Here is a 25,852-nt window from a genome sequence, read left to right as displayed (position 1 = left end):
AGGGCCGGACGGATCAGTCCATCGGCAACCCAGCAGGGCACCAGTCAGATCAAGGGTCACGACCCTCGCGCAGCCATACCAGCATGTAAGTCCGACCAACGGTGTAACTGGCCCGACGCGCCAACGAGGTTGGCGGGAAAGGTCAGTGGAGACCGAGACACTGCCGAGCGTGAGCTCGATGCCGAAGGAAGCGAAAAAGAGGGTCTCCCGTTCGGAGACTCAACGTGCTGCGGTGCGGGAGTTGGTCAAGGCCGCCCGCGGCCGCGGTGAGGACCTGACCGGCCCGAACGGGCTGTTGAAGGTCCTGACCAAGGATGTGCTGGATCGCCATCGAGGAGGAGATGACCGAGCACCTCGGCTACGACAAAAACGCCGCCGAGGGCCGAAACAACGGTAACTCCCGCAACGGAACTCGCGCCAAGACCGTGACCACCCCCGCCGCCCGGCGAGGTGACCATCGAGGTCCCGCGGGACCGTTGGCTAGGACTACGTCCCGGCGCAACGAGGCGTTCACGGATGCATCCGACCATTGGTAACGGCTTGCGCCGACCCGCGTCGAGTCCACGGTGTAAGCGGGTTGCAGACCGCTGACGAAGGCCGCCGGAAACGCTCCCGTTGGTCCGACCAGCCGGACTTGTCCCACGGGCCATCTCCCCAAGGTTTGCTTGAACGCCACGGGGTCATAGTTGGCCGGGGCGACCAGGGCGATGCCGCCGGTTGCCGAGGCATTCGCAGACGCCTAAACCATGGCGACCGAGTTGGCCGGGAGAGCGACATACACAGGCGATCCGGTCGACGGTGTCACTGCTGCGGCAACGGCCTCAGCAAGGGCAGGCATCGCCGATGTGGATATCACTGGGGTCGTCCCCATGTTGGGCGCCGCCTGGGCCCCGTCGGCCATAGGCAGACACACCAGGGCCAGAGTGGCGGAGACCGACGCAGCCAGAAGGGTATGCCTCATGGGCGATGCGCTGTCAGATGATCGAACAGGTCGCATCAGGGAGACGCGCGCAGGTTTCGTCCACTTCATCGAAGGGTGCCCGGAATGGCCCTAATGCTCCTCGGGCTGGCCATGGCTGGCTTCTCCGTCTTCTCGATGTGGGGTGGCACCCCACTGCCATAGGGTCTACTGATGATCGGCTTGTCGTTCGCCATCACCGCGTGGGCCACGGTTCGACTTTTGCGGGAACCCTGAAGCTTCAGGGTAGGCACCACCCCCTCTGGTAAGGACGCGGGCTTCCGCTCAACCACCGGCGGAGCGTTATCGGGTCTCAACCGCTCGAATCCGGTCACCGTTCCGTCCCAGGACGTTATCCCGGCACCGGAGTCGTCGCACGCCATCGCCCAGGCCCGCCGCGAGGCGCTCGCCTGCACCGAGTCCGGCGAGGAGAAGGTCATCGTGATCGGCCTCTCCGGCCATGGCCTGCTCGAACTCGGCGCCTATCAGAGCTACTTCGGCGGGACCCTCACCGACGAAGCCCTCTCCGAGAACGCGCTGAGCGCCGCCCTTGCCGGAGTGCCCGAGTTGTAGGCGGCCCTGCGCAACACAAACCCCTCGTTCGCCTGGGCAATGTTCCCGTGCGAACGAGGGTCTTCCGGCGCCGGGCGGAAAGGCTGGCGTCAGACGAGGACCGTCAGTCGTCGCCGAGCATCTCGGCGACGAGGAAGGCGAGTTCGAGGCCCTGCCGGTGGTTCAGGCGGGGATCGCACACGCTTTCATACCGCTTGGTCAGGTCGGCGTCGAGGATCTTCTCGGCGCCGCCGATGCACTCGGTGACGTCATTGCCCGTCAACTCGATGTGGATGCCGCCCGGGACGGTGCCCAACGCGCGATGCACGTCGAAGAAGCCGTGCACCTCCTCGACGATATCGGCGAAGTCGCGCGTCTTGTAGCCCGAGGAGGACTCGAACGTGTTGCCGTGCATCGGGTCGCAGATCCAGGTCACCGCCGCACCGGCTGCGGTCGCCGCCTCGATGATCGGCGGCAGTGCATCGCGGATCTGGCGCGCGCCCATCCGGGTGATGAAGGTCAGCCGGCCGGGCGTGCGCTCGGGGTCAAGCCGGTCCATGACCTGCTCGACATAATCGGCCGTCGTCTTGGTCGACAGCTTCACACCGATCGGATTGTGAACGCGCGCAACATAATCGATGTGGGCACCGTCAAGATCGCGGGTTCGCTCCCCGATCCAGATGAAGTGCCCGGAGGTGTCATAGAGTCGCCCGGACCGGTGATCGACGCGCGTCAGCGGCCGTTCGTAATCGAGGATCAACGCCTCGTGCGCCGCGAAGAACTCGGTCGCGCGCATCGCGTCGAAGTCCGCGCCGCAGGCAAGCATGAAGCGCATCGCCTTGTCGATATCGCGCGCCAGCTTCTCGTATGCCGCATTGGCTGGCGTCGCGACGAAGCCCTTGTTCCAGTCGTGCACGTGCCGTAGATCGGCATACCCGCCAGTGGTGAACGCGCGCACCAGATTGAGCGTCGCCGTGCTCGCATGGTAGGCGCGCACCATGCGCTGCGGGTCGGGGATGCGCGCCTGCGGCGTGAACTCGAAGTCGTTGACCATATCGCCGCGGTAGGCCGGCAGGGTCTCGCCGTCGCGGGTCTCGACATCGCTGCTGCGGGGCTTGGCATACTGACCGGCCATACGTCCGACCTTGACCACCGGCACCGATGCCCCATAGGTGAGCACCGCCGCCATCTGCAGGATCGTCTTGACCCGGTCGCGGATGTTGTCGGCGGTCGCCGCCGCAAAGGTTTCGGCACAGTCGCCACCCTGGAGCACGAACGCCTTGCCCTGCGAGGCGAGCGCCATCCGCTCCCGCAGCACATCGCACTCGCCGGCGAAGACGAGCGGCGGGAAGCTCGCGAGCGTGTCAATGGCACCCTTGAGCGCCTCGGCGTCCGGCCAGGACGGCTGCTGTGCGGCCGGTCGCGCCGGCCCGTCCAGCAGATGCGTCAAGGGGGCAGCCGTCGTTGTCACCGATACAGGATAGGTTGCCGCCGCGTTTGCGGGCCTCGCGCCCGGATCGCGGGCACCCCGGCACGCGGTCGCTCGGCGGCCCGACGCCTCAGCGGACCTCGTCCAGACCGCGTTCGATCGCAAAGCGGGTCAGTTCGACACGGTTGTGCAGTTGGAGCTTGCCCAGCGTGTTCTGGACGTGGTTCTGGACCGTCCGGTGGGAGATGACCAGCTGCTCAGCGATCTCCTTGCTCGACAGGCCCATCGCGACCAGCCGCAGGATCTCGACCTCGCGGTCGGTCAGTTCAGGCACCGGGCGCTCATCGGCGGGCGGCTCGCTGGCCAGCTTGCGGTACTCCCCCAGCACCAGCCCCGCCAGGCCCGGCGTGAACGTGGCCTCACCGCGGGCGGTGGCGGCGACCGCGTCGACGATCTCAGCGCTGGTGGCGGACTTCACCAGATAGCCGAGTGCCCCGGCCTTCATCGCGGCCAGCACATCGCGTTCCTCCCCGCTCGCGGAGAGGATGAGCACCTTGGTGCCGAGCCCCGCGACCTGGGCGCACACATCGGCTCCATGCAGGCCGGGCAGGTTCAGGTCCAGCAGCAACACATCCGGCTGCACGGCCGTGACGCGCCGCACCGTGGCCGGCCCGTCGGCGGCCGTGCCGACGATCGTGAAGCCGGCGCGCTCCAGGTCGGCTGCCAAGGCATCGCGCCACAACGGATGATCGTCGGCGACGAAGACACGCAGGGTCATCGCTCCTCCTTCGGGATCGGGGCCGGTATGCCGGCGCGGCGCGCCTCGCGCAGGGCCGTGGTCCGCGCGGAATCCGGCCGCGCGGCCGGTCTGGCAAGGGGTTCGAGATCCTTCGGCGCGCGCAGGGTGACCGTGCATCCTCGCCCCGGCGCGCTGTCCCAGGTGGCCGTGCCGCCGAGATCGACCAGGCGCCCGTGGATGGAGGAGGCGATCCCGAGGCGGCCCTCGGCGGCAGCCTCGGCGAGGCGACCGGACGGCATACCGGCGCCATTGTCACGAATCGTCAGGCTCACCTGGTCGCCGAGATCCTCCAACAGGATCCACGTGCGTGCCTCCGGGCCGGCGTGCCGGCGGACATTCTCCAGCGCGCCTTCGACCGCAGCCTGGATCTCTCGGGCCCGCGCGCTCGGCATGGTGACCGCCTCCGCGGGCGCACTCACAGTGATGCCAGGGGCGGCGAGCGTATGCAGCCACGCCGCGATATCCATGTCGGTGGCCGCGGCCGTGGGCGTGGCCCGCCCGCTGACCAGCGCCCGCAGAGACCGCTCCTGATCGGCGGCCAGAATGCCCAGTTCGGCGGTCTCGCCCCCGATTTCGGTGCCGCGGCGGTGCACATAGGCCAGGGTCTGGAGCACGCCGTCATGGACGATGCGCGCCAGGCGTTCGCGTTCGGCATACGCCTCCTGGGCGCGCACCGAGATCTCGAAGAGGCGCTGGCTCTCGCGGGCCAACGAGGTGGACAGGCCGATGAGCGCTCCGAGGAGATAGAGGAGCACGATGTTGTGGATGGTGCCGAAGTTCGGCGTGATCACCGAGGCAAGGTCGGCGAGGGAGATCACCGTCGCGCCGACGATGCCCCAGCGCGTGCCCCCGGCGATGGCTGCCGCGACCACTCCGGAGCTCGACCAGATCCCCGGGAGGGTCAAGGCCCCGGCGACTACGGTGGCGCGCGGATAGGCCAGGCTGGTCGCCGCGATGCCGGCACTGGCGAGGGTCAGGTCGATGGCAGCCATGCGGAGCGTGATCGTCCGGCGCCACGAGGCGATCATCGACCAGATCGCCAGCACGGCGAAGGTCGCTATCGCTGCCGATGGGCGGATCATGTCGGCGCGGTGCACCCAGGCGAGCACGCCGGCATACGCCAAGGCCAGGGGTCGGAAGATCGCCAGACCGCGCGTGAACGCCACGAGCACCCCGGGCATCGGGGCGGAGACGGTGGCCACGGGTGGCTCAGCTTGCGCGGCGCAAGGTGTCCGGCTCGGCGGGCGGCGCCTGCTCGGTGGAACGGTCGACCGCGGACTCCGGGAGTGCGATGACCGGCGGGACCGGTGCGGCACGATGGGGCAAAACCGCCTCAGCACGGGCCCGGGCGGCCGCAAGCAGGCGCTTCTTCTGCGTGGTGGCGTAGACATCGACGTATTCGCGGCCCGACAACTCCATCAGGGCATACATGATTTCGTCGGTGATCGAGCGCAGGACGTAGCGGTCGTCGGCCATGCCCTCATAGCGCGAGAAGTCCAGCGGCGCGCCGATGCGTACGCCCACCGGGCGGATCGTCGGGATGGCCTTGCCCGGTTGCTGGACCTTGTCGGTGTCGATCATGGCGACCGGGATGACGGGGACGCCCGCTTCGAGGGCCATCCGGGCCACGCCGGTGCGCCCGCGATAGAGGCGGCCGTCGGGGCTGCGCGTGCCCTCGGGATAGATCCCCAACAGCTTGTCCTCGCGCAGGATCCGCAAGCCCGTATGCAGCGCGGCGTCGCTCGCGCGCCCACCCGAGCGATCGATCGGCACCTGTCCGACACCGCGGAAGAAGGCCGCTGTCAACCACCCCTTGACCCCGCGTCCGGTGAAGTAGTCGGATTTGGCCAGGAAGGTGATGCGCCGGTCGACGACGAGCGGCAGGAAGAAGGAGTCGGAGAAGGAAAGGTGATTGCTGGCAAGGATCGCGGCGCCCTCGGCCGGGACGTGCTCTAGGCCCTCGACCTGCGGCTTGAACAACAGACGCAGCAGCGGCCCCACGAGAACGACCTTCAGGAGCCAATAGAACAAGGCCCGCACCTTTCCCCGCCATCATGGCTTTATGCCGCCGTTATCTTTTCGGCACTCTACGGCACCGGGCCGTCGCGGTGGCGCCGACGCGTCGGGACGGACGGCGTAAGCGAGAGACCGCCAACCGAGGCCGCGCCGTGCGAGGATTGACCCGTGCGTGAGCCCGACCCGCAACTGCGCGATGACGATATCGATCGTCGTTTCGCCGAGATCGTCGCGGGCTGGCACCTGACCGGCGCGCAGAGCGAACGCAATGCCGCACTCGCCAAGGGCGTGGAGTCAACCGCACTGGACGACCCCTCGGCCGAGCAGGAGCCAACCGACTCGGCGAGGCTGCCAATCGTCTCCGGCGAGGACGGGCCGGATGCGGACCCCGCCATGGCCAGTTCCTCGGAGGCCAACGATCATGGGCCGGAAGAGAATTCATCCGCTGCGGCCAGCCCGCCGATCATCTCGGACGCGAACTCACCCGGTGACCGTGGCGATGGCGATACCCACGCTCGGGCTTCCGAAACGGACACGGAGGCCGCCGGGGCGGACGGGCAAGGCACCGGCCTGTCCGGCCTCGAGAGCCGCCGAGGCCCGATCAATCCGCCCTTGTTCGAGCGCCGCCCGATCCGCCGGACACCGCCGGCCGCGCCCAACTTCCCGGTGTGGCGGGGCGCGACCAATGAGGCGCCCTATGACGAGATCCTCGACCAAGTCGACGACGAGGACCACTTCGAGCCGCCCGAGCCGCGCCCGCTGCCCCCGCAGGAGGATCTGCACTTCTGGGGCATCATCGTGGGTCTGGTGGGCGGGCCGCTCCTGCTGTTGTGGCTGGTGCTCTTCCGGCCCGACGTGGCCGGCTGGTGGATGTGGCTGGCCATCGCCATGAGTCTGGGGGGCTTTGTGCTCCTCGTGCTTCGTGGCTCGTCGGACGACGACCACGACAACGGCGCGGTCGTCTGACCGCGCTTCGGCGGTCCGGGCTCAGGCGCCCGGGACGGGCGGGAGCACGAGGTCGGCCCACACCGGGCGGTGATCGCTGGCAGCCACCAGATCGTCCGCATCCAATTCGAGCGGCTGCGCCGGCACCACCTCGATGCCTGGTGAGGCGAAGACCACGTCGAGCAGCTTGCGGGGCGCGCGGGCCGGGAAGGTCGGGGTCAAGGGCGAGACCAGCCGCAACGGAGTGGCGATAAGTCGCCACGCCTGGCCGTCCGCCTGCTCGTTCAAGTCCCCGCAGATGATCGCCTCGTCGGAACCGATCGCGGCAAGAATCGCTCGGGCGTGCGCCGCGCGTTCCAGCGGCCGTAGGGACAGGTGCACGGAAGCCACCGTCACTGCAGCCGAACCGGCGACTGCGAGGCGAGCCACGGCATACCCGCGGGTGCGTTGACCCAAGCGGACAGGGAGGCGGTGATGCTGGCTGAAGGTCAGGCGCACGCGCGGGCCGAGGAGAATCGTCGTGCCCCCGCTGCCGCGGTGATGACCCGGCCACCGCATCCCGCAGGCGAGGGCTAAGGCGTGAATCCGATGCGCGGCGAAGAGCCGGCGCGGCACCTCTTGCAGGCACAGGACGTCGGGGCGGATCGCCTGCACGATCCGCGCGGCGGCCGCCCGGTCATCGAGGAAGTCACGGGTGTTGTAGCTCGCGACCCGCAACGCCGTCATCCGCCGAGCACGCTCGCCCGGGCCAGGTCCGCTGCACCGATCATGCCGGCCTCATTGCCGAGTTCGGCCCGGACGATACGCGCCTCGGGCCGGAAGCCGCGGCCGGTCAGCTGGCGCCGGAAGGCCGCCCGAGCGGGCTCAATGAGCAGATCACCAGCCGCGCTGACCCCACCGCCGATGACGAAGGCGCCCGGGTCGAAGGCCGCGGCCAGATTGGCCAGCCCGACGCCCAGCCAGTCGCCGACTTCGGCGAGCAATTCGATGGCCGTCCGGTCGCCGGCCTTGGCCACCTCGGTCACCAGCGGACCGGTCAGTTGGCTCGCGTCGCCCTGGACGCGCTCATACAGGTCCCGGGCGAGGGGGCTGTTCGCGGCGACGAGCGAGCGGGCCTCGCGCACGAGGGCGTTGCCGGAGGCGTATTGCTCCCAGCAGCCGCGGTTGCCGCATTCGCAGCGGTGCCCAGCCGGCACCACCTGCATGTGACCGAACTCGCCGGCGATCCCGAATCGGCCGCGGATGACCTCACCATTCATCAGGATGCCGCCGCCGATGCCCGTGCCGAGGGTGATCATCATCGCCGAGGTTTCCCCGCGAGCGGCCCCGAACTTGCCCTCGGCCCAAATCGCCGCATTGGCATCATTGTCGATGAAGATCGGCGGCTCGATCAGGGCGCTCAGGCGGTCGCGCAGCGGCTCCTGGCGCCAGGACAGGTGCGGCGCGAAGACGATGGTCGCCCGGTCCGCCGCGACGAAGCCGGCCGCTCCGATCCCGACGGCGGCGATCCGACCGGGGGCCTGCTGCAGCAACTCGTTGACCACGCCGACGATGGTGTCCTCGACGACCTTGGGCCGCACCGAGCGGTCCGGGGTGTCGGCGCGGGCCCGCGCCACGACCGCACCCTGCTCGTCGACGATCCCGGCCGCGACCTTGGTGCCGCCGATATCGACCCCGATCGCAAGATCGCCCACGGGCCGCTGCGCCGCATCCTGCGCCATGTCAGTTCTCCTCCTCGCCCAGCACCGGTATGTCGTATGCCGTTCCCCGGCCCCCGCCGCCCCCGCGGCTCCACGTTGCGTCGAGTCCGTCGCGCGCCGCGACGGAGCTAGGTGCTGGCCGATGGCCCCGGGCCGGCCCGTCACCCTCGCCCGGCCCACCAGGATCGCCCGGCCTGCCGCGGTCGTCGTGACGGGGGACGGGAAGACGTTCGCGCAGCGTGCCGGCGAGTTCGCCCAAGGCGGTGGCGAGCATGCCCACGGCGTCCGCGAGGCGGGCGACGGTGTCCGGGTCAACGGCGCGCAGGGTGTCGACCCCGCGGCATACCGGGCACCAGGTGCACGTGGTCGGGTGTTCACCACCCGGGTGGGAACTGGGCGGCTGGTTCGCTTCAGCGGGTCCGGCGCTCGCGTCGTCCGCATCGGCCGGCGGCTGCCAGCCGGCGGCATCGGGCTCAACCGGGGGCGCGGGACGCTGCGCCGACTGCTGCCGGGGCGGGCGCGAGCGAGTCTGCCGCGACGACGCGCATAACCCGGTCACGGCTTCTACCGCGTCGAAAAGCCGGGCAGCCTCGTCGGCCAGGGCGTCCGCCCGCTCACTCCGGTCGTCGTTCATCGCGGCCATTGTGCGGGGTCGGGGACGAAAGCCACCGTCAGAGTCCCCGACCGAACCCGCGCGCCGGCCACATCGCAGCGCCGAAGCACCGAGGGCAGCGTGACGATCCGCCGGTGCTCCCCCACCGTCAGCAAGAGATCGTTGTCCCTACGCTGCAGACCGACCTCGTCGGCGCTGGTGAACGGCAACCGGAGCCCGAGGGCATAGCCGTCGGCCGTTCGTTCCACCGTCATCGCCGCGACGTCGACGGGATCGAGGGGGCTGCGATCGGCCAGGTCGCCCAGGACCAGCCGAGCGGCGAGGTCGGCCAGGGCGTCCGGCCCGATGGGCTCGCGATCGAGATAGGGCGAGGTGACGACGGGCAGGCCCGCGAAGGAGACCACCACCTCGTCGATTCCCCGCGCCTGCGCCGCATTCCACGAGTGCAACCAGGCGGCCGCGCTGCCGTCGTCACCGGTCTCGGCGGGGGTCGGCAAGATCTTGTTCACATAGACGGCATCCACGGCGTAGCCGTACAAACTCAGCGAGGTCCACGTGCGCCGGGCCTCGGCAATCACGACGCTCTCGGGAGTCGTCACCAGGCGCACCGATGCCGAAGCGCTGGCCAGCAGGCGATGGATCTCGAGCATCGCGGCATACCAGCCCCGGACGACGTCGACGATCTCCGGGCCGGGCAGGGGGATCCCAAGGGCCGCGGCCGCGGCCGGCCGCGCGGCACGGCGGATCCCGGCGGTCCCGGGCAGCATCCGATTCAGGTGCCAGGCGAGATTCTCGGGCAGGGCGAGCAACCGCAGGGTCTCCGCCGTGGGCGCGCAGTCGACGACGATCAACTCCCACTCCCCGGAATCCACCTGCTCACGCAACTCCAGCAGGGCGGCAATCTCCTCCGCACCGGGCAATGACGTCATCTCCTCGGCCACCACCGGGTCGACGCCGAGGGCACCGAGGGTCTCCACGAGATAGCGCCGGACGATGCCCCAGGAGCCGTCGACATGTCGACGACCACTCACCTGCAAGGCGGCCAGCACCGGCTCGATGAGCGCCGGCCCGTCAATGGCGGTCGCGGTCAGGTCGCGGTCGAGGGCATCGCCGAGAGAATGTGCGGCATCGGTGGACATCACCAGCGTGCGCACGCCCGATCGAGCACTGGCAACCGCCGTGGCGGCCGCTGTCGTGGTCTTGCCGACGCCGCCCTTACCAGTGAAAAGCAGGACCCGGCTCAGAGCGACTCGACCCGCTTCTTCAGTTCCTTCAGCGCGGTCTCGATGATGACCTTCTCGGCCTTGCGCTTGAGCATGCCCAGCACGGGAATTTTCAGGTCGACGAGCAGCCGGTATTCGACCAGCGTCCCCTCAGCGACCGCGGCCAGGGTGTAGGCGCCATCCATGGCCTTCAGGACACTCGCCTCGACCAGGGTCCACGAGACCTGCCCAGTCCCGTCCTCGGTGACATCCCATTCGTAATCCAGGACATAGGTGTCCTTGATGACGCCCGCGTCCATCGTCATCTCGACGCGGTCGGGCCAGCCGTCACCTTCCTCGGCGAGGATCGTCACATTCTTGATCTCGCCGGTCCACTCGGGATAGGCCTCGAGGTCGGCGATCACGTCGAGCACCGCTCCGGGCTCGGCGTTGATGACGATCGAGGACTCGGTGCTGTCCGCCATGCGCGGAAGCCTAACCTGTGCGCACCGCCTAGGATTGCCGCGGCATGCGTCCGCGGGACGCCGCCCGATGCTTGTTGTCCGAGCCCCCATCCGCCCGTCCCCTCTTGGAGCCCGTATGCCTGCCCGCCGGTTCGCGCCGTGGCTGGTGGCCTGCGCATGGTTGGCCTACTTCGGCGTCCTGCAGTGGAGCGTGGTGCGTTTCCGGGTCGCCATCGTGCTCACCCTGACGGCCGTCTGCGGCCTGCTCGCCTGGTGGTTGGTCACCGAGACCCGCGTGCGCATGGGACGACGCACGATGGCCCTGGCCCTGTGCGGGGCGGCCGTTGTGGGCCTCGCCGTGCCGCTGTGGAGTTGGCTGTCGGACGGCTGGGAGTGGACGGCACGGATCGCCTTGGCCATCGGCGCCCTCGGAGCCGCCCTGGCTCTGGGCCGCAATCGCCCCGGACTGGCCTGGGTCGCTGCGATCAGCGCCTATGTCGCGGCGAGCGTCATCGCCATCACCACCGATCGCCGGCCCAAAATCGACGTCTGGGTGATCCTGCAGCAATCGTCGGACGCCCTGGCGCGCTTCGAGAACTTCTACACGATGACCTGGACCGGCTCGCCGGGCATCAAGGACGCCTATACCTATCTGCCGTGGAGCACGGTGCTCCTCGCCCCCGGACGGTGGCTCTTCGGCGATGTCCGCTGGATGTTGCTGATCTGGTCATTGGTGCTCGCGGCCGGCATCTGGCAACTCTCTCGTCCGATCGGCGCTCCGACCCGCATCGCTGCGGCTGAAGGCTCCGTTCGATCACGCGCCGGGGGTGCCCGCTCGGAGTTGCGCCACCGGCTCCTCGCCGCCACGGGCGCGGCCGACGCGCGGTGGGCGACCGCGGCGGCGATCTGCCTGATCTTTCTGCCACCGGGGACCTTGACCCAGGTCGACCAGGCCTGGACCGAACCGCTGCTGCTGACCGCCCTGGTCTGGTGGGCGGTTCTCGTGCGGTCGGGACGCTCCTGGTGGGCGATCGTGCCGTTGGCGCTCGCCTGCGCAAGCAAGCAGCACCTGGCACTGGTGCTCCCCCTGCTGCTGTGCTGGCGGTCTTTCGGCCCGGCGCGCGCGATCGCCACCGGGGCCCTGACCGGCGTCTTGATCGCGCCGTGGTTCATCACCGCCCCGGCGGATTTCGTCCACGACACCATCACCTTGCTGGTGGGCTTCCACCCGATCAAATTCGCCAACACGTGGTATCTCCTGGCTCTGAACAAATTCGGAGTCACGCTGCCGTTCTGGATCACCGGCCTGGTGATCCTCGGCACTCTGGCGGCCGGCATGATCGCCGTCCGGCGCCGGCAGCCGCCGCTCGGTGAACTGCTGCGCTGGGTGGCCCTGGTGCTACTCGCCGCGAATCTCGTCAACAAGCAGGCCTTCTATAACCAGTTCTGGCTGGTGGCCGGCCTGGTCGCTGTCTCGCTGGTCGCCGATGCGGCCGCCGAGCGCGATCACGGTCCGCAGCCGCGTGACCAGGACGTCGCGGCCGCCCTTACCCCGTCGCCGATCTGAAACCCACGGGGGCCGGCCGGCTGATGCGGGCCCGGGCGGTCGCGGCCGTCTCGGCGCAGATCAGTCCGGCACTGGCCAAGGCGGTGACCGCAGCCCGCTCCCGTGCATCCAGGGCGACATCCACGTCGATCTGCATCTCGGCCCGGCCGACCGGGATGATGTCGAGCAGGCTGGTGACCACGCACTCGCCGCAGTGCGTCTGCGCGACCGGGCAGCTTTGGCAATCGATCCACATGGTGGCTTCCTTCCTTCGGTGACTTGCGTCGATCAGGTGCTCGGGTATCCGAAGCCCGGTGACCCTTGGGAAAGACGCTAGAGATGACCACCGACAAGCCCCTTTCGCCGCGTGTCGGCGGCGCCTGGGGAGGCTTGTCGGTGGTCATCTCTAGCGTCTTTCCCATGTCGACCACCACGCTGACCCGCCCCTCGCAGCGAGCTCCCGGCTCCGCGGCCCTCCCCCGGGCGATCCAAGGGACGCTCGACGACCTCGGCACCCCTTTAAACGAGGTGACCTTCGTCGTGGTCGATCTCGAGACGACGGGCGGCAGCGCGCACGGCGACCACATCACTGAGTTCGGCGCCGTCAAGGTCCGCGGTGGCGAGGTGCTCGGCGAGTTCCAGAGCCTGGTCAATCCGCGCGTGCCCATCCCACCGGTCATCAGCGCGTTGACCGGCATCACCAACGCCATGGTCGCCTCGGCTCCCCGCATCGAGTCGGTGCTCCCGAGCTTCCTGGAGTTCGCCGGTGACGCCGTCCTGGTCGCCCACAACGCCCGCTTCGACATCTCCTTCCTCAAAGCGGCGGCTGCGGCCACCAGCACCCCCTGGCCCGGCCCCACCGTTCTCGACACCGTCCTGCTCGCCCGAGCCTTGGTCACCCGCGACGAAGCGCCCAACCACAAGCTGTCCTCACTGGCCCGGGTCTTCCACTCCCACGTCGCCCCCGATCACCGGGCCCTGCACGATGCCCAGGCGACTGTCGATGTCCTGCACGGCCTGATCGCCCGGGTGGGCGGCCTCGGAGTCACGACGCTCGAGGAGCTCGCGACCTACTCCGCACGCGTTCCGCCTGCCCGTCGCCGCAAGCGCTATCTCGCCGACGACCTGCCGTCGGCTCCCGGGGTCTACCAGTTCAAGGACGGCAACGGTCGCGTGCTCTATGTGGGCACTTCGGTCGACATCCGCACCCGGGTGCGCTCCTATTTCACCGCCTCGGAGCAGCGCCGACGGATGTCGGAGATGGTGCGGATCGCCGAGAGCGTCACCCCTATCGTCTGCGCGACCGCCCTTGAGGCCCAGGTCCGCGAGCTCAGGTTGATCGCCGAGCACAAGCCCCCCTACAACCGCCGCTCGCGGCACCCCGAGAAGGCCGTGTGGATCAAGCTCACCGTCGAGCCCTTCCCCCGGCTCTCTATCGTCAAGCAGGTCCGCGGCGACGCCACGACGTATGTCGGCCCCTTCCCTTCCCGCGCAGCCGCCGAGGACGCCATGGCGGCCGTCCACGACGCCGTGCCGCTACGCCGATGCCATCAGCGGCTCTCCGTTACCCGCTTCACCGCCGCGTGTGCCCTCGCAGAGATGGGCCGGTGCGGCGCGCCCTGCACCGGCGCTCAGACGGTCGATGACTATGGCGCGCTGGTCCGCTCCGCCCAAGAAGCGCTCGTCGGGGATCCCAGCTTCGTCTTATCGCCCCTCGAGCGCCGCATGCAACAACTCGCCGGTGACGAGCGGTATGAGGATGCCGCCACCCTGCGTGACCGGCTGGCCGCGCTCGTGCGCGGCCTGACTCGCTCACAACGCCTTGCCCCACTGGCCACCACCGCCGAAATAGTCGCCGCTCGACGCTCGCCCCTGGGCGGGTGGGAGTTGATCTGCGTGCGCTTCGGGCGGCTCGCAGGCAGCACCCGCAGCCCCCGTGGCGCCGACCCCATGCCTTACGTCGAGGCGCTGAGCGCGAGCGCCGAAGTGGTGGCACCGGCGCCCGCCCCCGCACCGGCTGCCCTGCCGGAGGAGTGCGAGAAGATCCTGCGCTGGCTCGAAGAACCGGGCGTCCGGCTGGTCTCGGTCGACGGCGTCTGGTCGTGCCCGGTCGGTGGCGCCAGCCGGTTCGGGGACCACCTGGCAGCGGTGCCCCCCGAGCGTTTCGAGGGCTCCTGATCGCTACATTGACGACCATGATCACCGCCATCGTCCTGATCAACGCCGAGGTCGACCAGATCCCGGAGGTCGCCCAAGCGATTGCCGATCTGGACGGCGTCAGCGAGGTCTACTCGGTGACCGGCGAGGCCGACCTCGTGGCTATGGTCCGGGTCGCCCGCCACGAAGACCTCGCGGCCGTCATCGCCGACCGGCTCAACAAGACCCCAGGAGTGCTCCGCACCGCGACCCACATCGCCTTCCGCGCCTACTCCCGGCACGACCTCGAAGCAGCGTTCAGCCTCGGCATCGAGAACTGACGCCGAAGGCGAGCCGCCTCAAGCAGGTGCGCGCGTCGCCGAGACCCACCGATCGAGCACAGCCGCCGCTGCCCCGGAGTCCAGGGTCGCCGCGGCGGCGTCGATCCCCGCCCGGAGCGCCGCTAGCAGGCTGGGCCGATCGCCGGCGAGCCGAGCCGCCCCCCGAGCGAGAGCCAACGCAGTCCCGGCATTGAGCAGGACGGCGTCCCGCACCGGCCAGCCGGCGCCGTCGCTCCCCCGCCCGGCCAGCAACTCGCGCACGACCTCGGCATTGTGGGCGGGCTCGCCGCCGCGCAAGGCCGACAACGGCGCCTCGGCCAGGCCAACCTCGCCCGGGGTCAACGTGTCGAGCACGATCTGGCCGCCGCGCACCCACCACAGATCCGACGGCCCGGCGAGCGTCAACTCATCCAACCCGTCGCCCCCGCGAAAGACGACCGCCTCCCGTCCGCGCGCGGCGAAGACGCCGGCCATGAGCGGCGCGACACGCACGTCGGCGACGCCCACCGCGGCATACGTCGGTTGCGCCGGGTTGGTCAGCGGACCGAGCATGTTGAACACTGTGCCGATGCCCAGCTCTCGCCGGGTCGTCGCCGCGTGGCGCATAGAGGGATGGAAGGCCTGCGCAAAACAGAAGGTGATACCCGCCCGTTCGCCAACCGAAGCGACGTCAGCTGGGCTCAACCTCAAGTCGACCCCGAGACTTTCCAGCACATCCGCGCTCCCCGAGGACGAGGAGGCCGCCCGATTGCCGTGCTTGACGACCTGCAGGCCCGCACCCGCGAGCACGATCGCCGACATCGTGGAGATATTGACCGTATGAGCGCGGTCCCCGCCCGTGCCGACGATGTCGATGCTCTCGGCCGGGGCCTGGAAGCGGTGGGCGTGGGCCAGCATGACGTCGGCCAGTGCTCGCAGTTCCTCGACCGTCTCGCCCTTGGCCCGCAGGGCGATGACGAAGCCGGCGACCTGCGAGGGGGTCGCGTCCCCGGAGAAAACCCGATCCATCGCCCAGGCCGCCTCGTCATGGGTCAGATCGCACCCGCTGACCAGGCGCGTCAAGACATCCGGCCAACTCGCGGCCGGAGCAGGACCACTCATCGGCACGTCAGCGCGCGGCGGGAGCCGGCGCGGCCGACAGGGCCTGACCGATCCCCGCGCACAGCGCCACGGGGTCGAGCGGGGCCGGAACGGCGGCATCGGCCAGCGACCACGAGGCCAGCCAAACGTCCTGGGGGCGCCCGGTCAGTACCAGGACGGGCGGACAGTTGAAGATCTCGTTCTTGAGCTGACGGCACAGGCCGAGCCCGCCCACCGGAGCGGCCTCCCCGTCCAGCACGAGCAGATCGAAGGCGTCGTTCTCGACCGCCTCGATAACCGCGGCGGCGGTCGCGCACTCCCGCCAGGAATCGATCTGCAGATCCGCGCTCGGCCGGCGCCCGACCCCGGCGCGAACGGCGTCGCGCGTGGTGATGTCATCGCTGTAGAGGAGAACAGAGAGTCGGCGCGGACCGGTGGGCTCGGACGCGGAGGTGCTGTGGGCCATGGGAACAGCCTAGCCACGTGCAGGGTTCATAACGTCCTGCACATAAATCGGGGGGGTCGCGCGTACTTCCGATTCCGTTACCGACATAATGGCCGCGTGGCCACAGCATCCGCGGTTCATTCCGGCACGTCATCGCCCACTCACGGCAACTCGTTGGGGCCGGTGACGCGCCCCAATATGGTCTCGGTCGGGACGATCGTCTGGCTCTCCAGTGAGTTGATGTTCTTCGCGGGACTCTTCGCGATGTACTTCACCATTCGCCAGGTGCGCCCAGACCTGTGGGCGGAGCACACGCCGACCCTGAACGTGCCATTTGCGGCCGCGAACACCACCGTCCTGGTCATCTCTTCGGTCTGGTGTCAGCTCGGTGTCTACAAGGCCGAGCACGGCCAGGCCGCCCGCACCGGCAGCTTCTTCAATGTCGGCAGTTGGGGTATGCGTGAGTGGTACGTCCTGACGTACATCTTCGGCGCCCTGTTCATCGGCGGTCAGGTCTATGAGTACGCCCACCTCGTGCACGACGGGATCACCCTCTCCTCCGACGGCTACGGCTCGGTCTTCTACTTGACCACCGGTTTCCACGGCATGCACGTCACCGGCGGATTGATCGCCTTCCTGCTGATCATCGGCCGGACCTTCACCACCCGTCATTACAGCCACGCCCAGGCCACGGGCGCGGTCGTGACGTCCTACTACTGGCACTTCGTCGACGTCGTCTGGATCGCGCTGTTCGCGACGATCTACCTGCTCAAGTGACCTCCGGCCGCAACGAAAAGAGACCACTGTGAACGCACTCGCCGCGCGGCGGCGCCATCCGGCCGCAATCCTCTTCCTGCTTCTGCTGGGGTTGCTGATCACGGGTAGCGCCTATGCCGCCTTCGCCCCCAAGGCCGCAACGGCCGCCGAGGCAACCGCCGACCAGATCACCCTGGGCAAGCAATTGTTCGCCTCTAACTGCGCCTCGTGCCACGGCAAGAACGCTCTGGGCACTGAGCAGGGTCCAAACCTCGCCGGCGTGGGCGCGGCCTCGGTGGACTTCCAGGTGGGCACCGGACGGATGCCGATGGCCGAGCCCGGCGTGCAGGCGCCGCGCGGCAAGGACGTCACCTTCGATGACGAGAAGATCTCGGCGCTCGCGGCCTATATCGCTTCCCTGGCTCCCGGACCGGCGATTCCGGACGCGAAGTACACCTCCGGTGAGGGCGGCGATCCGGGCAAGGGCGGGATGATCTTCCGCACCAACTGCTCGATGTGCCACAACTCCGCCGGCGCCGGTGGCGCGCTCACCCGTGGCAAATACGCCCCATCGCTGATGGGGGTCGACGGCAAGTACATCTACGAAGCCATGGAGACCGGCCCGCAGAGCATGCCGGTCTTCAATGACAACAACATCAGCCCCGAGAGTAAGAACGACGTCATCGCCTACTTGAAGGCCATGAACGAGACCGGCAACCCCGGCGGTATGGCGCTCGGCTCGCTCGGCCCGGTGCCCGAGGGCTTATTCGCCTGGGTCTTCGGCCTGGGCATCCTCGTGGGCGCCGCCTACTGGCTCGGACAGAAGGGAGCCTGATCCGTGAGTTCGCACCAGTCCGAACACGAGACCACCGTCGTCCGCCTGGACGATGGCCACCACATCGGTGACGGTGGCATTCCCGAGCAGTTCGTCAATCCCGGCCTTCCCCCGCATGTCGAGCGGTTGTCGGACCTGTCCGACAAGGGTGCCAAGCGCGCCGAACGCCAAGTCGCTGGCCTGTTCGGGCTCTCGATCTTGGGCACCCTGCTGTTCCTGGTCGCGTATTTCGCGGTCGGAACGCACGACCGCAGCTTCGTGCCGGGCCTGGGCAAGATCGCCACGAGCAATCTGCTCCTGGGTATCGGCCTCGGGCTGGGCCTGCTGGGCATCGGGCTCGGCGCCGTCCATTGGGCCAAGACCTTGATGCCCGACGCTGAGGTCGTCGAAGAACGCCACCCGATGCGCAGCAGCGACGAGGCCCGCCAGGGTTTCGTCGACGTCATGCGCGGCGGCGGCGAGTCGAGCCAGCTGTTCCGGCGCCCGTTGATCAAAGCCACTCTCGGCGGTGCGCTCGGCCTGTTCTCACTCCCCCTTCTGGTGCAGTTGGTCGGCAGCCTCGGCCCGTTGCCGCGCAAGCAGCTTTCCCAAACCATGTGGAATGGCACGCCGGCGCACGACGGCACCTACGAGCCCTACGCCAATGGCTTCCCGCGCCTGATGCGCGACCCCGAGAACCTGCCCATCAAGGCCTCGGATGTCACCATCGGCTCGGTCTACCACGTCCTGCCCGAGGGCCTGCTGCCCGACCCCGAGACGGGCGAAGGCGGCCTGGAGCACGGTGTACTCGAGGAGAAGGGCAAGGCGGCTGTCCTGCTCATGCGTCTCGACCCCTCGCAGTTCCAGGACACCGACGGCGGCCGCAAGGCGCAGGCCTGGGGCCACGAGGGCATCGTTGCCTACTCCAAGATCTGCACCCACGTCGGCTGCCCCGTCGGCCTGTACGAGCAGACAACGCATCACCTGCTCTGCCCCTGCCACCAGTCCACCTTCGATGTGACCGACGACTGCAAGGTCATCTTCGGTCCGGCCAAGCGCCCCTTGCCGCAGTTGAAGATCACCGTTGACGGTGAGGGCTACCTTGTCGCCGCACAGCCTTTCCATGAGGCTGTCGGCCCGAGCTTCTGGGAGCGTGGATGACCACCATCGACAACGCCCGACCGGCCGATGGCCTGCGTGCCGGCGATGCCCGCGTGACCGCGCCGCCCTCGGCCGGCGCTAAGAAGCTCGGTGGCGTGGTCGGCTGGGTGGATGACCGCCTCGGCCCCGCCAAGGGCGTCAACTACTTGATGAAGAAGGTCTTCCCCGACCATTGGTCCTTCATGCTCGGCGAGATCGCGATGTACTCGATGATCGTCTGCCTACTGACCGGTGTCTTTCTGACCTTCTGGTTCGTCCCGAGCGCCGGCCACACGACCTACGACGGCTCCTATGTCCCGCTCCAGGGTGTGCAGATGTCGGAGGCCTATGCGTCCTCGCTGCGCATCTCCTTCGATATCAAGGGCGGGTTGCTGATCCGCCAGATGCACCACTGGGCGGCGCTGATGTTCATCGTCGCCCTGTCGGCGCACATGCTCCGGGTCTTCTTCACCGGCGCCTTCCGCAAGCCACGTGAGCTTAACTGGGTCGTCGGCTGCATCCTGTCGATGCTCGCCCTGGTCGAAGGCTTCGCTGGCTACTCGCTCCCCGACGACTTGCTCTCCGGTACGGGCTTGCGGGCCGCGGAAGGCTTCATGCAGTCCGCCCCCGTCATCGGGTCGTATCTGGCGTTCATGGTCTTCGACGGCCCCTTCCCGGGCGAGGCGATCATCCCCCGGCTCTTCAGCGTCCACGTGCTGCTGCTGCCGGCCATCCTGATCGGCTTGTTCACGGCGCATATCGTCATGGTCGCGGTGCAGAAGCACACGCAGTTCCCCGGGCCCGGGCGCACCAACAACAACGTCGTCGGTTTCCCGGTGATGCCGGTGTATGCGGCGAAGGCCGGTGGCTTCTTCTTCATCGTCTTCGGCTTCCTGGCCGTCGTGGCCGCGCTGGTGCAGATCAACGCGATTTGGGTTTACGGGCCTTACGACCCCTCCCCTGTCACCGCCGGCTCCCAGCCGGACTGGTATATGGGCTTCGCCGATGGTGCCTTGCGGCTCCTGCCCGGCTGGCTGGAGTTCCACGCCTTCGGCTATACCCTCAGCCTGAACGTCGCCATCGGAGCTCTCGGCCTGATCCCGGTCATGTACGGCGCGATGGCGGCCTATCCGTTCATCGAGTCCTGGGTGACAGGCGACAAGCGCGAGCACCATCTGCTCGACCGCCCGCGCAACCAGGCCACCCGCACCGGCCTCGGCGTCGCGGCGTTGACCTTCTACGGCGTGCTCATGTTCGCCGCGGCCAACGACATCATGGCGATCAAGCTGCACATGTCGATCAACGACATCACCTACTTCTTCCGCGCCGCGACCTTCGTCTTGCCGGTCGTGGCGTTCTGGGTGACTCGCCGGATCTGTTTGAGCCTGCAGCGCGCCGACCGCAATCTCGTCCTGCACGGCCGGGAGACCGGACGGATCGTGCGAACCGCGGAGGGTAAGTTCTTCGAGGCTCACGAGCCGCTGGATGAGTACACCCGGTGGACCTTGGTCCAGCACGACCCGCAGGAGCCCCTGCAGCTCACCACCGGTGTGGACGCGCATGGCGTGGCCTCCCCAGCCGGTGGCAAGCGCAACCTGCGGGCCCGCCTGAGCCGGTTCTACTTCCAGGACAACCTCCTGCCGGTCACCCCGGCCGAGTTGGCGGCCGCCCACCACGACGGCCACTCCACCGAGCACCTCGAGGCGATCGAAGCCGCCGAGGAGTCCTACGGTGAAGAGACGGCCGGTATTACGGGCCGACCCTGACGCCACACCACGGCGTACGGCGCGCAAGGGCCCCGGAAGGCGACTCCCGGGGCCCTTACCCGTTGCGCGTGGTCAGCCCCAGCCGAGTTCGTGCAGGCGCTCGTCGTCGATGCCGAAGTGGTGGGCGATCTCGTGGACGACGGTGATCCCGATCTCGTCGACGATTTCCTCGCGGGTCCAGCACATCCGGCACAGGGGGCCGCGATAGATCGTGATCCGGTCGGGCAACTGGATACCGCCCCACTGCGGTCGGTCGGTCAGGGCGATCCCCTCGTAACGTCCGAGGATCTCCGGCTCGTCGGCCGGCGGCTCGTCCTCGACGAAGAAGACGACATTGTCCAGGTGAGCCATCAGTTCGGCGGGGATCTCATCGAGCGCGTCGGCGACGGCCGCGTCGAACTCCTCGGGGCTCATGGTCACCATGTGCCGACGCCTTCAGCGTCCGTTCCGCTGCTGCTGGCGTTGATAGCGGATGGAGGAGCCGATCCCCAGTCCGATGGCGATGAGCGGCACCAGGCACCAGGCCACGGCCAGCAGGGTGTTGCGGGTGCTCGCCCTGACCGTCGCCCAGTTGACCTTGAGCAGCCAAATCTCCACCAGGACGATGCAGGCCAGGACCAACAGGACGATCACCGTCCCGGCAGGGATGCCCTTGGGTCCGTTTCTCTCCACCTGCCCGCGGCGATCTGCGGCGGCCGACGACCGGCCCGACCCTCGTCGATGGCCGGAGGAAGACGGACGCGAGCGCTGGCTGGCCATGCCCGCAGCCTAACGGCCAGCGGCCTCCCCTCGATGAGGGGAGGCCGCCGCGCGTTGTCGATCAGTGGGCGTGCTGGCCCTTGTAGAACTCAAAGACCCAGCCGACCAGGGCGAAGAGGCCGAAGAAGGCACCGATGAAGGCGATCCACCAGCCGACCGCGATGCCCATGAACACCAGGGCCGAGGTCAGGCCGAGCCATAGCGGCCACCACGAGTAGGGAGCAAACGCGCCGTAGTCGCCCTCGGCCTCGGCGATCTCGCCGTCCGGGTTGTCATCCGGCCGGTAGCCGATGCGCTTGCCCGTCATCCACAAGTAGAAGGCAACCATGGCGCCCAGAGCCGCGGCGAGGAAAAGCCCCACGGGGCCGACCGGCTCCTGCCAGTGGGTGAAGTGCCCGTAAATCGGGCCCATGACCGCACCAAAGACGGCAATCAGGGCGAAGAAGTAGCTCTCGGCCTTCATGGGAAGTCATCAGCCCTTTCGTGCCAGTCGGCGCTCATCGGCGGTGTTGGCGGCCCGCAAAGACGCGGGCGCGGCCTCAGGGTGGTGCAGGTCGAAGGCCGGCCGTTCGGAACGGATTCGGGGCAGCGAGTTGAAGTTGTGCCGCGGGGGCGGACAGGAGGTCGCCCACTCCAAGGACGCGCCATACCCCCACGGGTCATCGGAGTCGACGAGCGGCGCGTACTTCCACGTCTTCCAGACGTTGTACATGAACGGCAGCATCGAGGCACCGAGGATGAAGGCGCCGACGGTGGAGACCCGGTTCGCCAGGGTGAAGCCGTCCTCGGGAAGATAGTCGGCATACCGCCGGGGCATGCCGTCGACACCGAGCCAGTGCTGGATCAAGAAGGTGGTGTGGAAACCGACGAAGAGCAGGACGAAGTGGATCTTGCCCAGGGTCTCATCGAGCATGCGGCCGGTGAACTTCGGCCACCAGAAGTAGAAGCCCGCGAACATCGCAAAGACGACGGTGCCGAAGACGACGTAGTGGAAGTGGGCCACCACGAAGTAGGAGTCGGAGAGGCTGAAGTCGAGGGCCGGGCTGGCCAGGATGACGCCGGTCAAGCCACCGAAGAGGAAGGTCACCAGGAAGCCGAGCGCCCAGATTAGTGGCGTGGAGAACACCAGGTGGCCGCCCCACAGGGTGCCGACCCAGTTGAAGAACTTCACGCCCGTCGGCACGGCGATGGCCATCGTCATCACCGCGAAGAAGGGCAGCAGGATTTGTCCGGTGACGTACATGTGGTGTGCCCAGACGCTGACCGACAACGCGGCGATCGCGATGGTCGCGAAGACCAGGGTCTTGTAGCCGAAGATCGGCTTGCGCGCGAAGACCGGCAGGATCTCGGAGATGATGCCGAAGAAGGGCAGGGCGATGACGTAGACCTCGGGGTGACCAAAGAACCAGAAGAGGTGCTGCCACAGGATCGGCCCACCGTTGGCAGGATCGAAGACCTCGGCACCGAAGCGGCGGTCCGCGCCGAGCGCGAAGAGCGCGGCGGCGAGCGGGGGGAAGATCAAGATGATAAGCAGCGAGGTGACGAGCACGGTCCAGGTGAAGACCGGCATACGGAACATGGTCATGCCCGGCGCGCGCATGCACACGATGGTGGTGATGAAGTTGACGCCACCGAGGATGGTGCCGAAGCCACCGAGGGCGAGACCGAAGACCCACAGGTCACCGCCCACGCCGGGGCTGAAGACCGAGTTGGAGAGCGGGGCATACGCGAACCAGCCGAAGGCGGCCGCGCCCATCGGGGTGAGGAAGCCGAACGCCGCGATCAGGCCACCGAAGAGGTAGAGCCAGTAGGCGAACATATTCAGTCGCGGGAAGGCCACATCCGGGGCGCCGATCTGCAAGGGCATCAAGGCGTTCGCGAAGCCGGCGAAGAGGGGCGTCGCGAAGAGCAACAGCATGATCGTGCCGTGCATGGTGAACAGTTGGTTGAATTGCTGCTTGTCGTCGACGAAGCCGATGCCCGGGGAGAAGAGCTCCATCCGGATGACCAGCGCCATCAGGCCACCGAGCAGGAACCAGATGAAGGAGGTGATGAAGTAGAGATTGCCGATGACCTTGTGGTCGGTCGTCGTCATCCACTTCACAACCGTGGTCCCTGGGGCCAAGCGCTTGTGCTCGACCCGGTCGGCCGTGCGCAACATCGTGGAGTCGGAGGTGATGCTACTCATCGTCAGTTGCCCCCTGTCGTGAGCTTGTCCGTGTCCTGCTTGATGATCGGCTCGCGCAGGACAGTAGGCGGCAGCAGGCCGCCATTGCCCTGGGCCTTGAGGTCGGCGATGTGCTTGTCGTACTCCGCGACCGAGACAACCTTGAGGTTGAAGAGCATTTCGGAGTGGTAGGCGCCGCACAGTTCGGCGCACTTGCCCGCAAAGGTCCCTTCGCGGGTCGGGACCACCTGGAAGGTGTTGACGCGGCCCGGGATCATGTCGAGCTTGGTCAAAAAGGCCGGCACCCAGAAGGAGTGGATGACGTCATTGGCGGTGAGCTGGAACTCGACGCGCTTGCCGACCGGAATGTAGAGGGTCGGCAGGGTCTCCTCGACGCCGGGCTTGCCGGTCAGGAGCGCCTGGGTGCCCGACTCGTGGGCATCGGAGGTGGTGTAGTTGAAGTCCCAGCTCCACTGCTTGCCCACGACATTGATGACGTAGTCGGGCGTGGCCTTGGTTGAGGTCAACTCATTGGTGTCCCGGTCGGTGTAGTAAAAGAGCACCGCGATCATGAAGATCGGGACGACCGTGTAGAGGATCTCCATCGGCACGTTGTATTTCAGCTGCACGGGCAATGGCGGGTCGTCCGCCCTGCGCTTGTAGGCGACGACGCACCACAAGGTCAGGCCCCAGACCAGACCACCAACGGCCAGCGCCGCGATCCATGAGCCGATCCACAGGGACCGGACGGTTTCGGCGCCCGCGGTGGCCCCCTCGGGCAGATAGCCATTCGACAGCTTGCCCTGGGCGCCGGCGAGGCCGCAGCCTCCCAGGCTCAGGACGGCAGCCGTCACTGCGAGGCCGATGACGGCGCGGGAGCGCCGGGCCTTGGCCACGGTGTCAGGCAATCGCAACGGGCACCTCGTTCGGTCCAGAGCGGGCGGAAATGTGAAGGCAGCATGACCGCAGGGACATGCTGTGCCAAAACTACCGTAGGCCGATCCGAATGCGCTGCAGGGGTCGGTAACGTTCGAGATATGGCGTCCGTTCCGGTCGGGCCCGGGAGGTCCGGGCTCTTGGATGCAGCCCCCGGGCCGCTGCATCCGCAGGCGCGCGAGACCCTGCTCGCCGCGCTCGACGCCGGCTGGGCCGATCCACGGCGCCTGCACCGCGAGGCGCGGCTCGCCTCGGGTCTGCTCAATCAGGCGCGCGCGGTGATCGCCGCTGACCTCGGGGTGACGCCCGAGTCGTTGACCTTCCACTTAGGCGGTGGGGCCGCGGGCGTTGCGGCGGCCATGGACGGGGTGGCCTGGCCGCGACGGCGGACCGGTCGGCGGGTGGTCGCGAGTGCGGTCGAGCATTCCAGCATCCTGATCCCCGGCCGGTATGCCGCAGCCCAGTCGGGCGAGTCCGAGGACTTCGCCGAAGTTCCGGTCGATCGGCTGGGGCGGGTCGACATGGCTGCTTTCGCCGCCGCGGTCGGCGTTCCTGGCACGGCGGTAGCCGCGCTCCAGCACGCGAATGGGGAGGTCGGGACGATCCAACCGGTGGCGCCGGCGCTCGACGTATGCCGCGCGACCGGCGTGCCCTTGGTGGTGGACGCGTCGGCGAGTGTGGGCCGAGTGGCGGCCCCGCCTGCATACGACGTGCTGGTCGCGGACGCCGCCGCGGTGGCGGGTCCGCCGCTGGGGATCGTCGTGGTGGCGCCGGGCACGGCCTTCCGGCGATCCGGGCCGCCCCGGGAGGCGGAGTTCGGCCGGGCGGACGCGCCGGTCTGGGTTCCCCTCGCGCTGGCGGCGGCAGAAGCCTGGCAGCAGGCGTCCGCGGCGCGCGCGGCCGATGCGCGAGAGGCGTTCGCCTTGACCGAGCGCCTGCGGGCAGCGGCCTCGGCGATCCCGGACGTCGATGTCGTCGGCGACCCGGTCGATCGGCTGCCGCACATCGTGACCTTCAGCGCCCTGTTCGCCGACGGCGAGAGCCTGGTCACCGAGTTGGACCGCCGCGGGCTGGCGCTGGCGTCGGGATCGGCGTGCACCGCGTCCACCTTGGAGCCGAGCCATGTGCTGACCGCGATGGGCGTGCTCACCCACGGAAACGTCCGAGCCACCTTGCCATGGGACCCCGTCGCGACCGATCGCGCCGAGGGTGTGGAGCGGCTGATCGCCGAGCTTCCGGTCGTGATCGCGGATGTGCGGGCGCACCTGGGGGCGGGCGAGTTGTGAAC

27 protein-coding genes and 1 pseudogene are annotated in these 25,852 nt (G+C 68.4%); 11 read left to right on the top strand and 17 right to left on the bottom strand.

The features are described 5' to 3' along the window. Positions 1–178: 178 nt before the first annotated feature. Both ABD209_RS02255 and ABD209_RS02250 read left to right on the top strand, forming a co-directional pair. Positions 179–477, top strand: a pseudogene (locus ABD209_RS02255) (transposase); the annotation flags it as partial. A 922-nt stretch (positions 478–1,399) separates the two neighbouring features. Beyond that, entirely contained in the window at positions 1,400–1,531 is a 132-nt protein-coding gene (locus tag ABD209_RS02250; RefSeq protein WP_344061493.1) for a hypothetical protein, read from the top strand. A gap of 103 nt (positions 1,532–1,634) precedes the next feature. Here the strand turns inward: ABD209_RS02250 and ABD209_RS02245 are convergent, their stop codons facing one another. From ABD209_RS02245 to ABD209_RS02230, 4 genes are all read right to left on the bottom strand, one after another. Beyond that, entirely contained in the window at positions 1,635–2,981 is a 1,347-nt protein-coding gene (locus tag ABD209_RS02245) for a class II 3-deoxy-7-phosphoheptulonate synthase (RefSeq protein WP_344061490.1), read from the bottom strand. Between the two features lie 88 nt (positions 2,982–3,069). Continuing rightward, positions 3,070–3,717: a response regulator gene (locus ABD209_RS02240; RefSeq protein WP_344061487.1), complete on the bottom strand. Its 648-nt coding sequence runs from the start codon at positions 3,715–3,717 to the stop codon at positions 3,070–3,072. Next, entirely contained in the window at positions 3,714–4,940 is a 1,227-nt protein-coding gene (gene macS, locus ABD209_RS02235; RefSeq protein ID WP_344061484.1) for a MacS family sensor histidine kinase, read from the bottom strand. Before macS ends, ABD209_RS02240 begins: the two co-directional genes overlap by 4 nt. 7 nt (positions 4,941–4,947) lie before the next feature. Beyond that, positions 4,948–5,769 (bottom strand): lysophospholipid acyltransferase family protein, encoded by an 822-nt coding sequence (locus ABD209_RS02230; protein ID WP_344061481.1) that lies wholly within the window; start codon positions 5,767–5,769, stop codon positions 4,948–4,950. A 153-nt stretch (positions 5,770–5,922) separates the two neighbouring features. Here ABD209_RS02230 and ABD209_RS02225 point away from each other — a divergent pair, with 153 nt between their 5' ends. Then, the gene (locus ABD209_RS02225; protein ID WP_344061478.1) at positions 5,923–6,720 is read left to right on the top strand and encodes a hypothetical protein; all 798 of its coding nucleotides are present in this window, start codon (positions 5,923–5,925) and stop codon (positions 6,718–6,720) included. 21 nt (positions 6,721–6,741) lie between these two features. Here the strand turns inward: ABD209_RS02225 and ABD209_RS02220 are convergent, their stop codons facing one another. From ABD209_RS02220 to ABD209_RS02200, 5 genes are read right to left on the bottom strand one after another with little or no spacing between them, the layout of a single operon-like run. Then, positions 6,742–7,425, bottom strand: a complete 684-nt coding sequence (locus ABD209_RS02220) for an endonuclease/exonuclease/phosphatase family protein (protein WP_344061475.1) — start codon at positions 7,423–7,425, stop codon at positions 6,742–6,744. Further along, the gene (locus ABD209_RS02215) at positions 7,422–8,420 is read right to left on the bottom strand and encodes an ROK family glucokinase (protein WP_344061472.1); all 999 of its coding nucleotides are present in this window, start codon (positions 8,418–8,420) and stop codon (positions 7,422–7,424) included. The genes ABD209_RS02220 and ABD209_RS02215 overlap by 4 nt, the downstream gene beginning before the upstream one ends. 1 nt (position 8,421) lies before the next feature. Continuing rightward, positions 8,422–9,033 carry a hypothetical protein gene (locus ABD209_RS02210; protein WP_344061469.1) on the bottom strand — a complete coding sequence of 204 codons (612 nt, stop codon included), beginning with the start codon at positions 9,031–9,033 and terminating at the stop codon, positions 8,422–8,424. Then, a complete protein-coding gene (locus ABD209_RS02205) occupies positions 9,030–10,244 on the bottom strand; it encodes an ArsA family ATPase (RefSeq protein WP_344061505.1) in 1,215 nt (404 codons plus the stop codon). Before ABD209_RS02205 ends, ABD209_RS02210 begins: the two co-directional genes overlap by 4 nt. Before the next feature lie 8 nt (positions 10,245–10,252). Then, on the bottom strand, positions 10,253–10,699 hold the full coding sequence (locus tag ABD209_RS02200) for an SRPBCC family protein (protein WP_344061466.1): 447 nt from the start codon (positions 10,697–10,699) through the stop codon (positions 10,253–10,255). Positions 10,700–10,814: 115 nt separating this feature from the next. On the opposite strand from ABD209_RS02200, the gene ABD209_RS02195 reads away from it, so the two are divergent. Then, positions 10,815–12,245, top strand: coding sequence for a hypothetical protein (locus ABD209_RS02195; RefSeq protein WP_344061463.1), 1,431 nt, complete (start codon positions 10,815–10,817; stop codon positions 12,243–12,245). Here the strand turns inward: ABD209_RS02195 and ABD209_RS02190 are convergent. Beyond that, positions 12,226–12,480, bottom strand: a complete 255-nt coding sequence (locus ABD209_RS02190) for a hypothetical protein (protein ID WP_344061460.1) — start codon at positions 12,478–12,480, stop codon at positions 12,226–12,228. The two genes, ABD209_RS02195 and ABD209_RS02190, sit on opposite strands and share 20 nt — an antisense overlap. Positions 12,481–12,644: 164 nt before the next feature. On the opposite strand from ABD209_RS02190, the gene ABD209_RS02185 reads away from it, so the two are divergent. Together ABD209_RS02185 and ABD209_RS02180 are read left to right on the top strand one after the other, a co-directional pair. Next, the gene (locus ABD209_RS02185; RefSeq protein ID WP_344061503.1) at positions 12,645–14,402 is read left to right on the top strand and encodes a DEDD exonuclease domain-containing protein; all 1,758 of its coding nucleotides are present in this window, start codon (positions 12,645–12,647) and stop codon (positions 14,400–14,402) included. A gap of 17 nt (positions 14,403–14,419) precedes the next feature. After that, on the top strand, positions 14,420–14,701 hold the full coding sequence (locus tag ABD209_RS02180; RefSeq protein ID WP_324385833.1) for an Lrp/AsnC family transcriptional regulator: 282 nt from the start codon (positions 14,420–14,422) through the stop codon (positions 14,699–14,701). A gap of 18 nt (positions 14,702–14,719) precedes the next feature. Here ABD209_RS02180 and trpD read toward each other — a convergent pair whose 3' ends face one another. Continuing rightward, positions 14,720–15,802, bottom strand: a complete 1,083-nt coding sequence (trpD, locus tag ABD209_RS02175; protein ID WP_344061451.1) for an anthranilate phosphoribosyltransferase — start codon at positions 15,800–15,802, stop codon at positions 14,720–14,722. A 7-nt stretch (positions 15,803–15,809) separates the two neighbouring features. After that, the gene (locus ABD209_RS02170) at positions 15,810–16,247 is read right to left on the bottom strand and encodes a response regulator (protein WP_344061448.1); all 438 of its coding nucleotides are present in this window, start codon (positions 16,245–16,247) and stop codon (positions 15,810–15,812) included. Between the two features lie 96 nt (positions 16,248–16,343). Here ABD209_RS02170 and ctaE point away from each other — a divergent pair, with 96 nt between their 5' ends. The 4 genes from ctaE to qcrB are packed head-to-tail and all read left to right on the top strand — an operon-like array spanning position 16,344 to position 20,702. Further along, a complete protein-coding gene (ctaE, locus tag ABD209_RS02165) occupies positions 16,344–17,003 on the top strand; it encodes an aa3-type cytochrome oxidase subunit III (protein ID WP_486348459.1) in 660 nt (219 codons plus the stop codon). Between the two features lie 28 nt (positions 17,004–17,031). Further along, positions 17,032–17,817, top strand: a complete 786-nt coding sequence (gene qcrC / locus ABD209_RS02160) for a cytochrome bc1 complex diheme cytochrome c subunit (protein ID WP_344061445.1) — start codon at positions 17,032–17,034, stop codon at positions 17,815–17,817. A gap of 3 nt (positions 17,818–17,820) precedes the next feature. After that, the gene (gene qcrA, locus ABD209_RS02155) at positions 17,821–18,957 is read left to right on the top strand and encodes a cytochrome bc1 complex Rieske iron-sulfur subunit (RefSeq protein ID WP_344061442.1); all 1,137 of its coding nucleotides are present in this window, start codon (positions 17,821–17,823) and stop codon (positions 18,955–18,957) included. Further along, positions 18,954–20,702, top strand: coding sequence for a cytochrome bc1 complex cytochrome b subunit (gene qcrB / locus ABD209_RS02150; RefSeq protein WP_344061439.1), 1,749 nt, complete (start codon positions 18,954–18,956; stop codon positions 20,700–20,702). The genes qcrA and qcrB overlap by 4 nt, the downstream gene beginning before the upstream one ends. 72 nt (positions 20,703–20,774) lie before the next feature. Here the strand turns inward: qcrB and ABD209_RS02145 are convergent, their stop codons facing one another. From ABD209_RS02145 to ctaC, 5 genes are all read right to left on the bottom strand, one after another. Beyond that, on the bottom strand, positions 20,775–21,125 hold the full coding sequence (locus tag ABD209_RS02145; protein ID WP_344061436.1) for a metallopeptidase family protein: 351 nt from the start codon (positions 21,123–21,125) through the stop codon (positions 20,775–20,777). A 12-nt stretch (positions 21,126–21,137) separates the two neighbouring features. Beyond that, positions 21,138–21,461 carry a hypothetical protein gene (locus tag ABD209_RS02140; protein WP_344061433.1) on the bottom strand — a complete coding sequence of 108 codons (324 nt, stop codon included), beginning with the start codon at positions 21,459–21,461 and terminating at the stop codon, positions 21,138–21,140. Positions 21,462–21,522: 61 nt separating this feature from the next. Further along, positions 21,523–21,924 (bottom strand): cytochrome c oxidase subunit 4, encoded by a 402-nt coding sequence (locus ABD209_RS02135; protein WP_344061430.1) that lies wholly within the window; start codon positions 21,922–21,924, stop codon positions 21,523–21,525. Between the two features lie 9 nt (positions 21,925–21,933). Next, complete coding sequence (gene ctaD / locus ABD209_RS02130; RefSeq protein WP_344061499.1) at positions 21,934–23,622, bottom strand: aa3-type cytochrome oxidase subunit I; 1,689 nt, start codon at positions 23,620–23,622, stop codon at positions 21,934–21,936. Between the two features lie 29 nt (positions 23,623–23,651). After that, positions 23,652–24,536: an aa3-type cytochrome oxidase subunit II gene (ctaC, locus tag ABD209_RS02125; RefSeq protein WP_344061427.1), complete on the bottom strand. Its 885-nt coding sequence runs from the start codon at positions 24,534–24,536 to the stop codon at positions 23,652–23,654. Positions 24,537–24,704: 168 nt separating this feature from the next. Here ctaC and ABD209_RS02120 point away from each other — a divergent pair, with 168 nt between their 5' ends. Beyond that, entirely contained in the window at positions 24,705–25,850 is a 1,146-nt protein-coding gene (locus tag ABD209_RS02120; protein WP_344061424.1) for an aminotransferase class V-fold PLP-dependent enzyme, read from the top strand. The last annotated feature ends 2 nt before the right edge of the window (positions 25,851–25,852 follow it).

Origin of the sequence: Nostocoides vanveenii (genome assembly GCF_039531165.1) — a bacterium.
Classification (GTDB): Bacteria; Actinomycetota; Actinomycetes; order Actinomycetales; family Dermatophilaceae; genus Nostocoides_A; species Nostocoides_A vanveenii.
Note: the sequence above shows the minus strand (reverse complement) of the source record. Positions and strands in the feature narration are given on the sequence as shown.

Excerpts from the sequence above, each read along its gene's own strand:
- ABD209_RS02240 (WP_344061487.1), bottom strand. The coding sequence starts at position 3,717 with ATGACCCTGCGTGTCTTCGTCGCCGACGATCATCCGTTGTGGCGCGAT.
- ABD209_RS02220 (WP_344061475.1), bottom strand. The coding sequence starts at position 7,425 with ATGACGGCGTTGCGGGTCGCGAGCTACAACACCCGTGACTTCCTCGAT.
- ABD209_RS02215 (WP_344061472.1), bottom strand. The coding sequence starts at position 8,420 with ATGGCGCAGGATGCGGCGCAGCGGCCCGTGGGCGATCTTGCGATCGGG.
- ABD209_RS02210 (WP_344061469.1), bottom strand. The coding sequence starts at position 9,033 with ATGAACGACGACCGGAGTGAGCGGGCGGACGCCCTGGCCGACGAGGCT.
- ABD209_RS02200 (WP_344061466.1), bottom strand. The coding sequence starts at position 10,699 with ATGGCGGACAGCACCGAGTCCTCGATCGTCATCAACGCCGAGCCCGGA.
- ABD209_RS02195 (WP_344061463.1), top strand. The coding sequence starts at position 10,815 with ATGCCTGCCCGCCGGTTCGCGCCGTGGCTGGTGGCCTGCGCATGGTTG.
- ABD209_RS02190 (WP_344061460.1), bottom strand. The coding sequence starts at position 12,480 with ATGTGGATCGATTGCCAAAGCTGCCCGGTCGCGCAGACGCACTGCGGC.
- ABD209_RS02185 (WP_344061503.1), top strand. The coding sequence starts at position 12,645 with ATGTCGACCACCACGCTGACCCGCCCCTCGCAGCGAGCTCCCGGCTCC.
- ABD209_RS02180 (WP_324385833.1), top strand. The coding sequence starts at position 14,420 with ATGATCACCGCCATCGTCCTGATCAACGCCGAGGTCGACCAGATCCCG.
- trpD (WP_344061451.1), bottom strand. The coding sequence starts at position 15,802 with ATGAGTGGTCCTGCTCCGGCCGCGAGTTGGCCGGATGTCTTGACGCGC.
- ABD209_RS02170 (WP_344061448.1), bottom strand. The coding sequence starts at position 16,247 with ATGGCCCACAGCACCTCCGCGTCCGAGCCCACCGGTCCGCGCCGACTC.
- qcrB (WP_344061439.1), top strand. The coding sequence starts at position 18,954 with ATGACCACCATCGACAACGCCCGACCGGCCGATGGCCTGCGTGCCGGC.
- ABD209_RS02145 (WP_344061436.1), bottom strand. The coding sequence starts at position 21,125 with ATGGTGACCATGAGCCCCGAGGAGTTCGACGCGGCCGTCGCCGACGCG.
- ABD209_RS02140 (WP_344061433.1), bottom strand. The coding sequence starts at position 21,461 with ATGGCCAGCCAGCGCTCGCGTCCGTCTTCCTCCGGCCATCGACGAGGG.
- ABD209_RS02135 (WP_344061430.1), bottom strand. The coding sequence starts at position 21,924 with ATGAAGGCCGAGAGCTACTTCTTCGCCCTGATTGCCGTCTTTGGTGCG.
- ctaD (WP_344061499.1), bottom strand. The coding sequence starts at position 23,622 with ATGTTGCGCACGGCCGACCGGGTCGAGCACAAGCGCTTGGCCCCAGGG.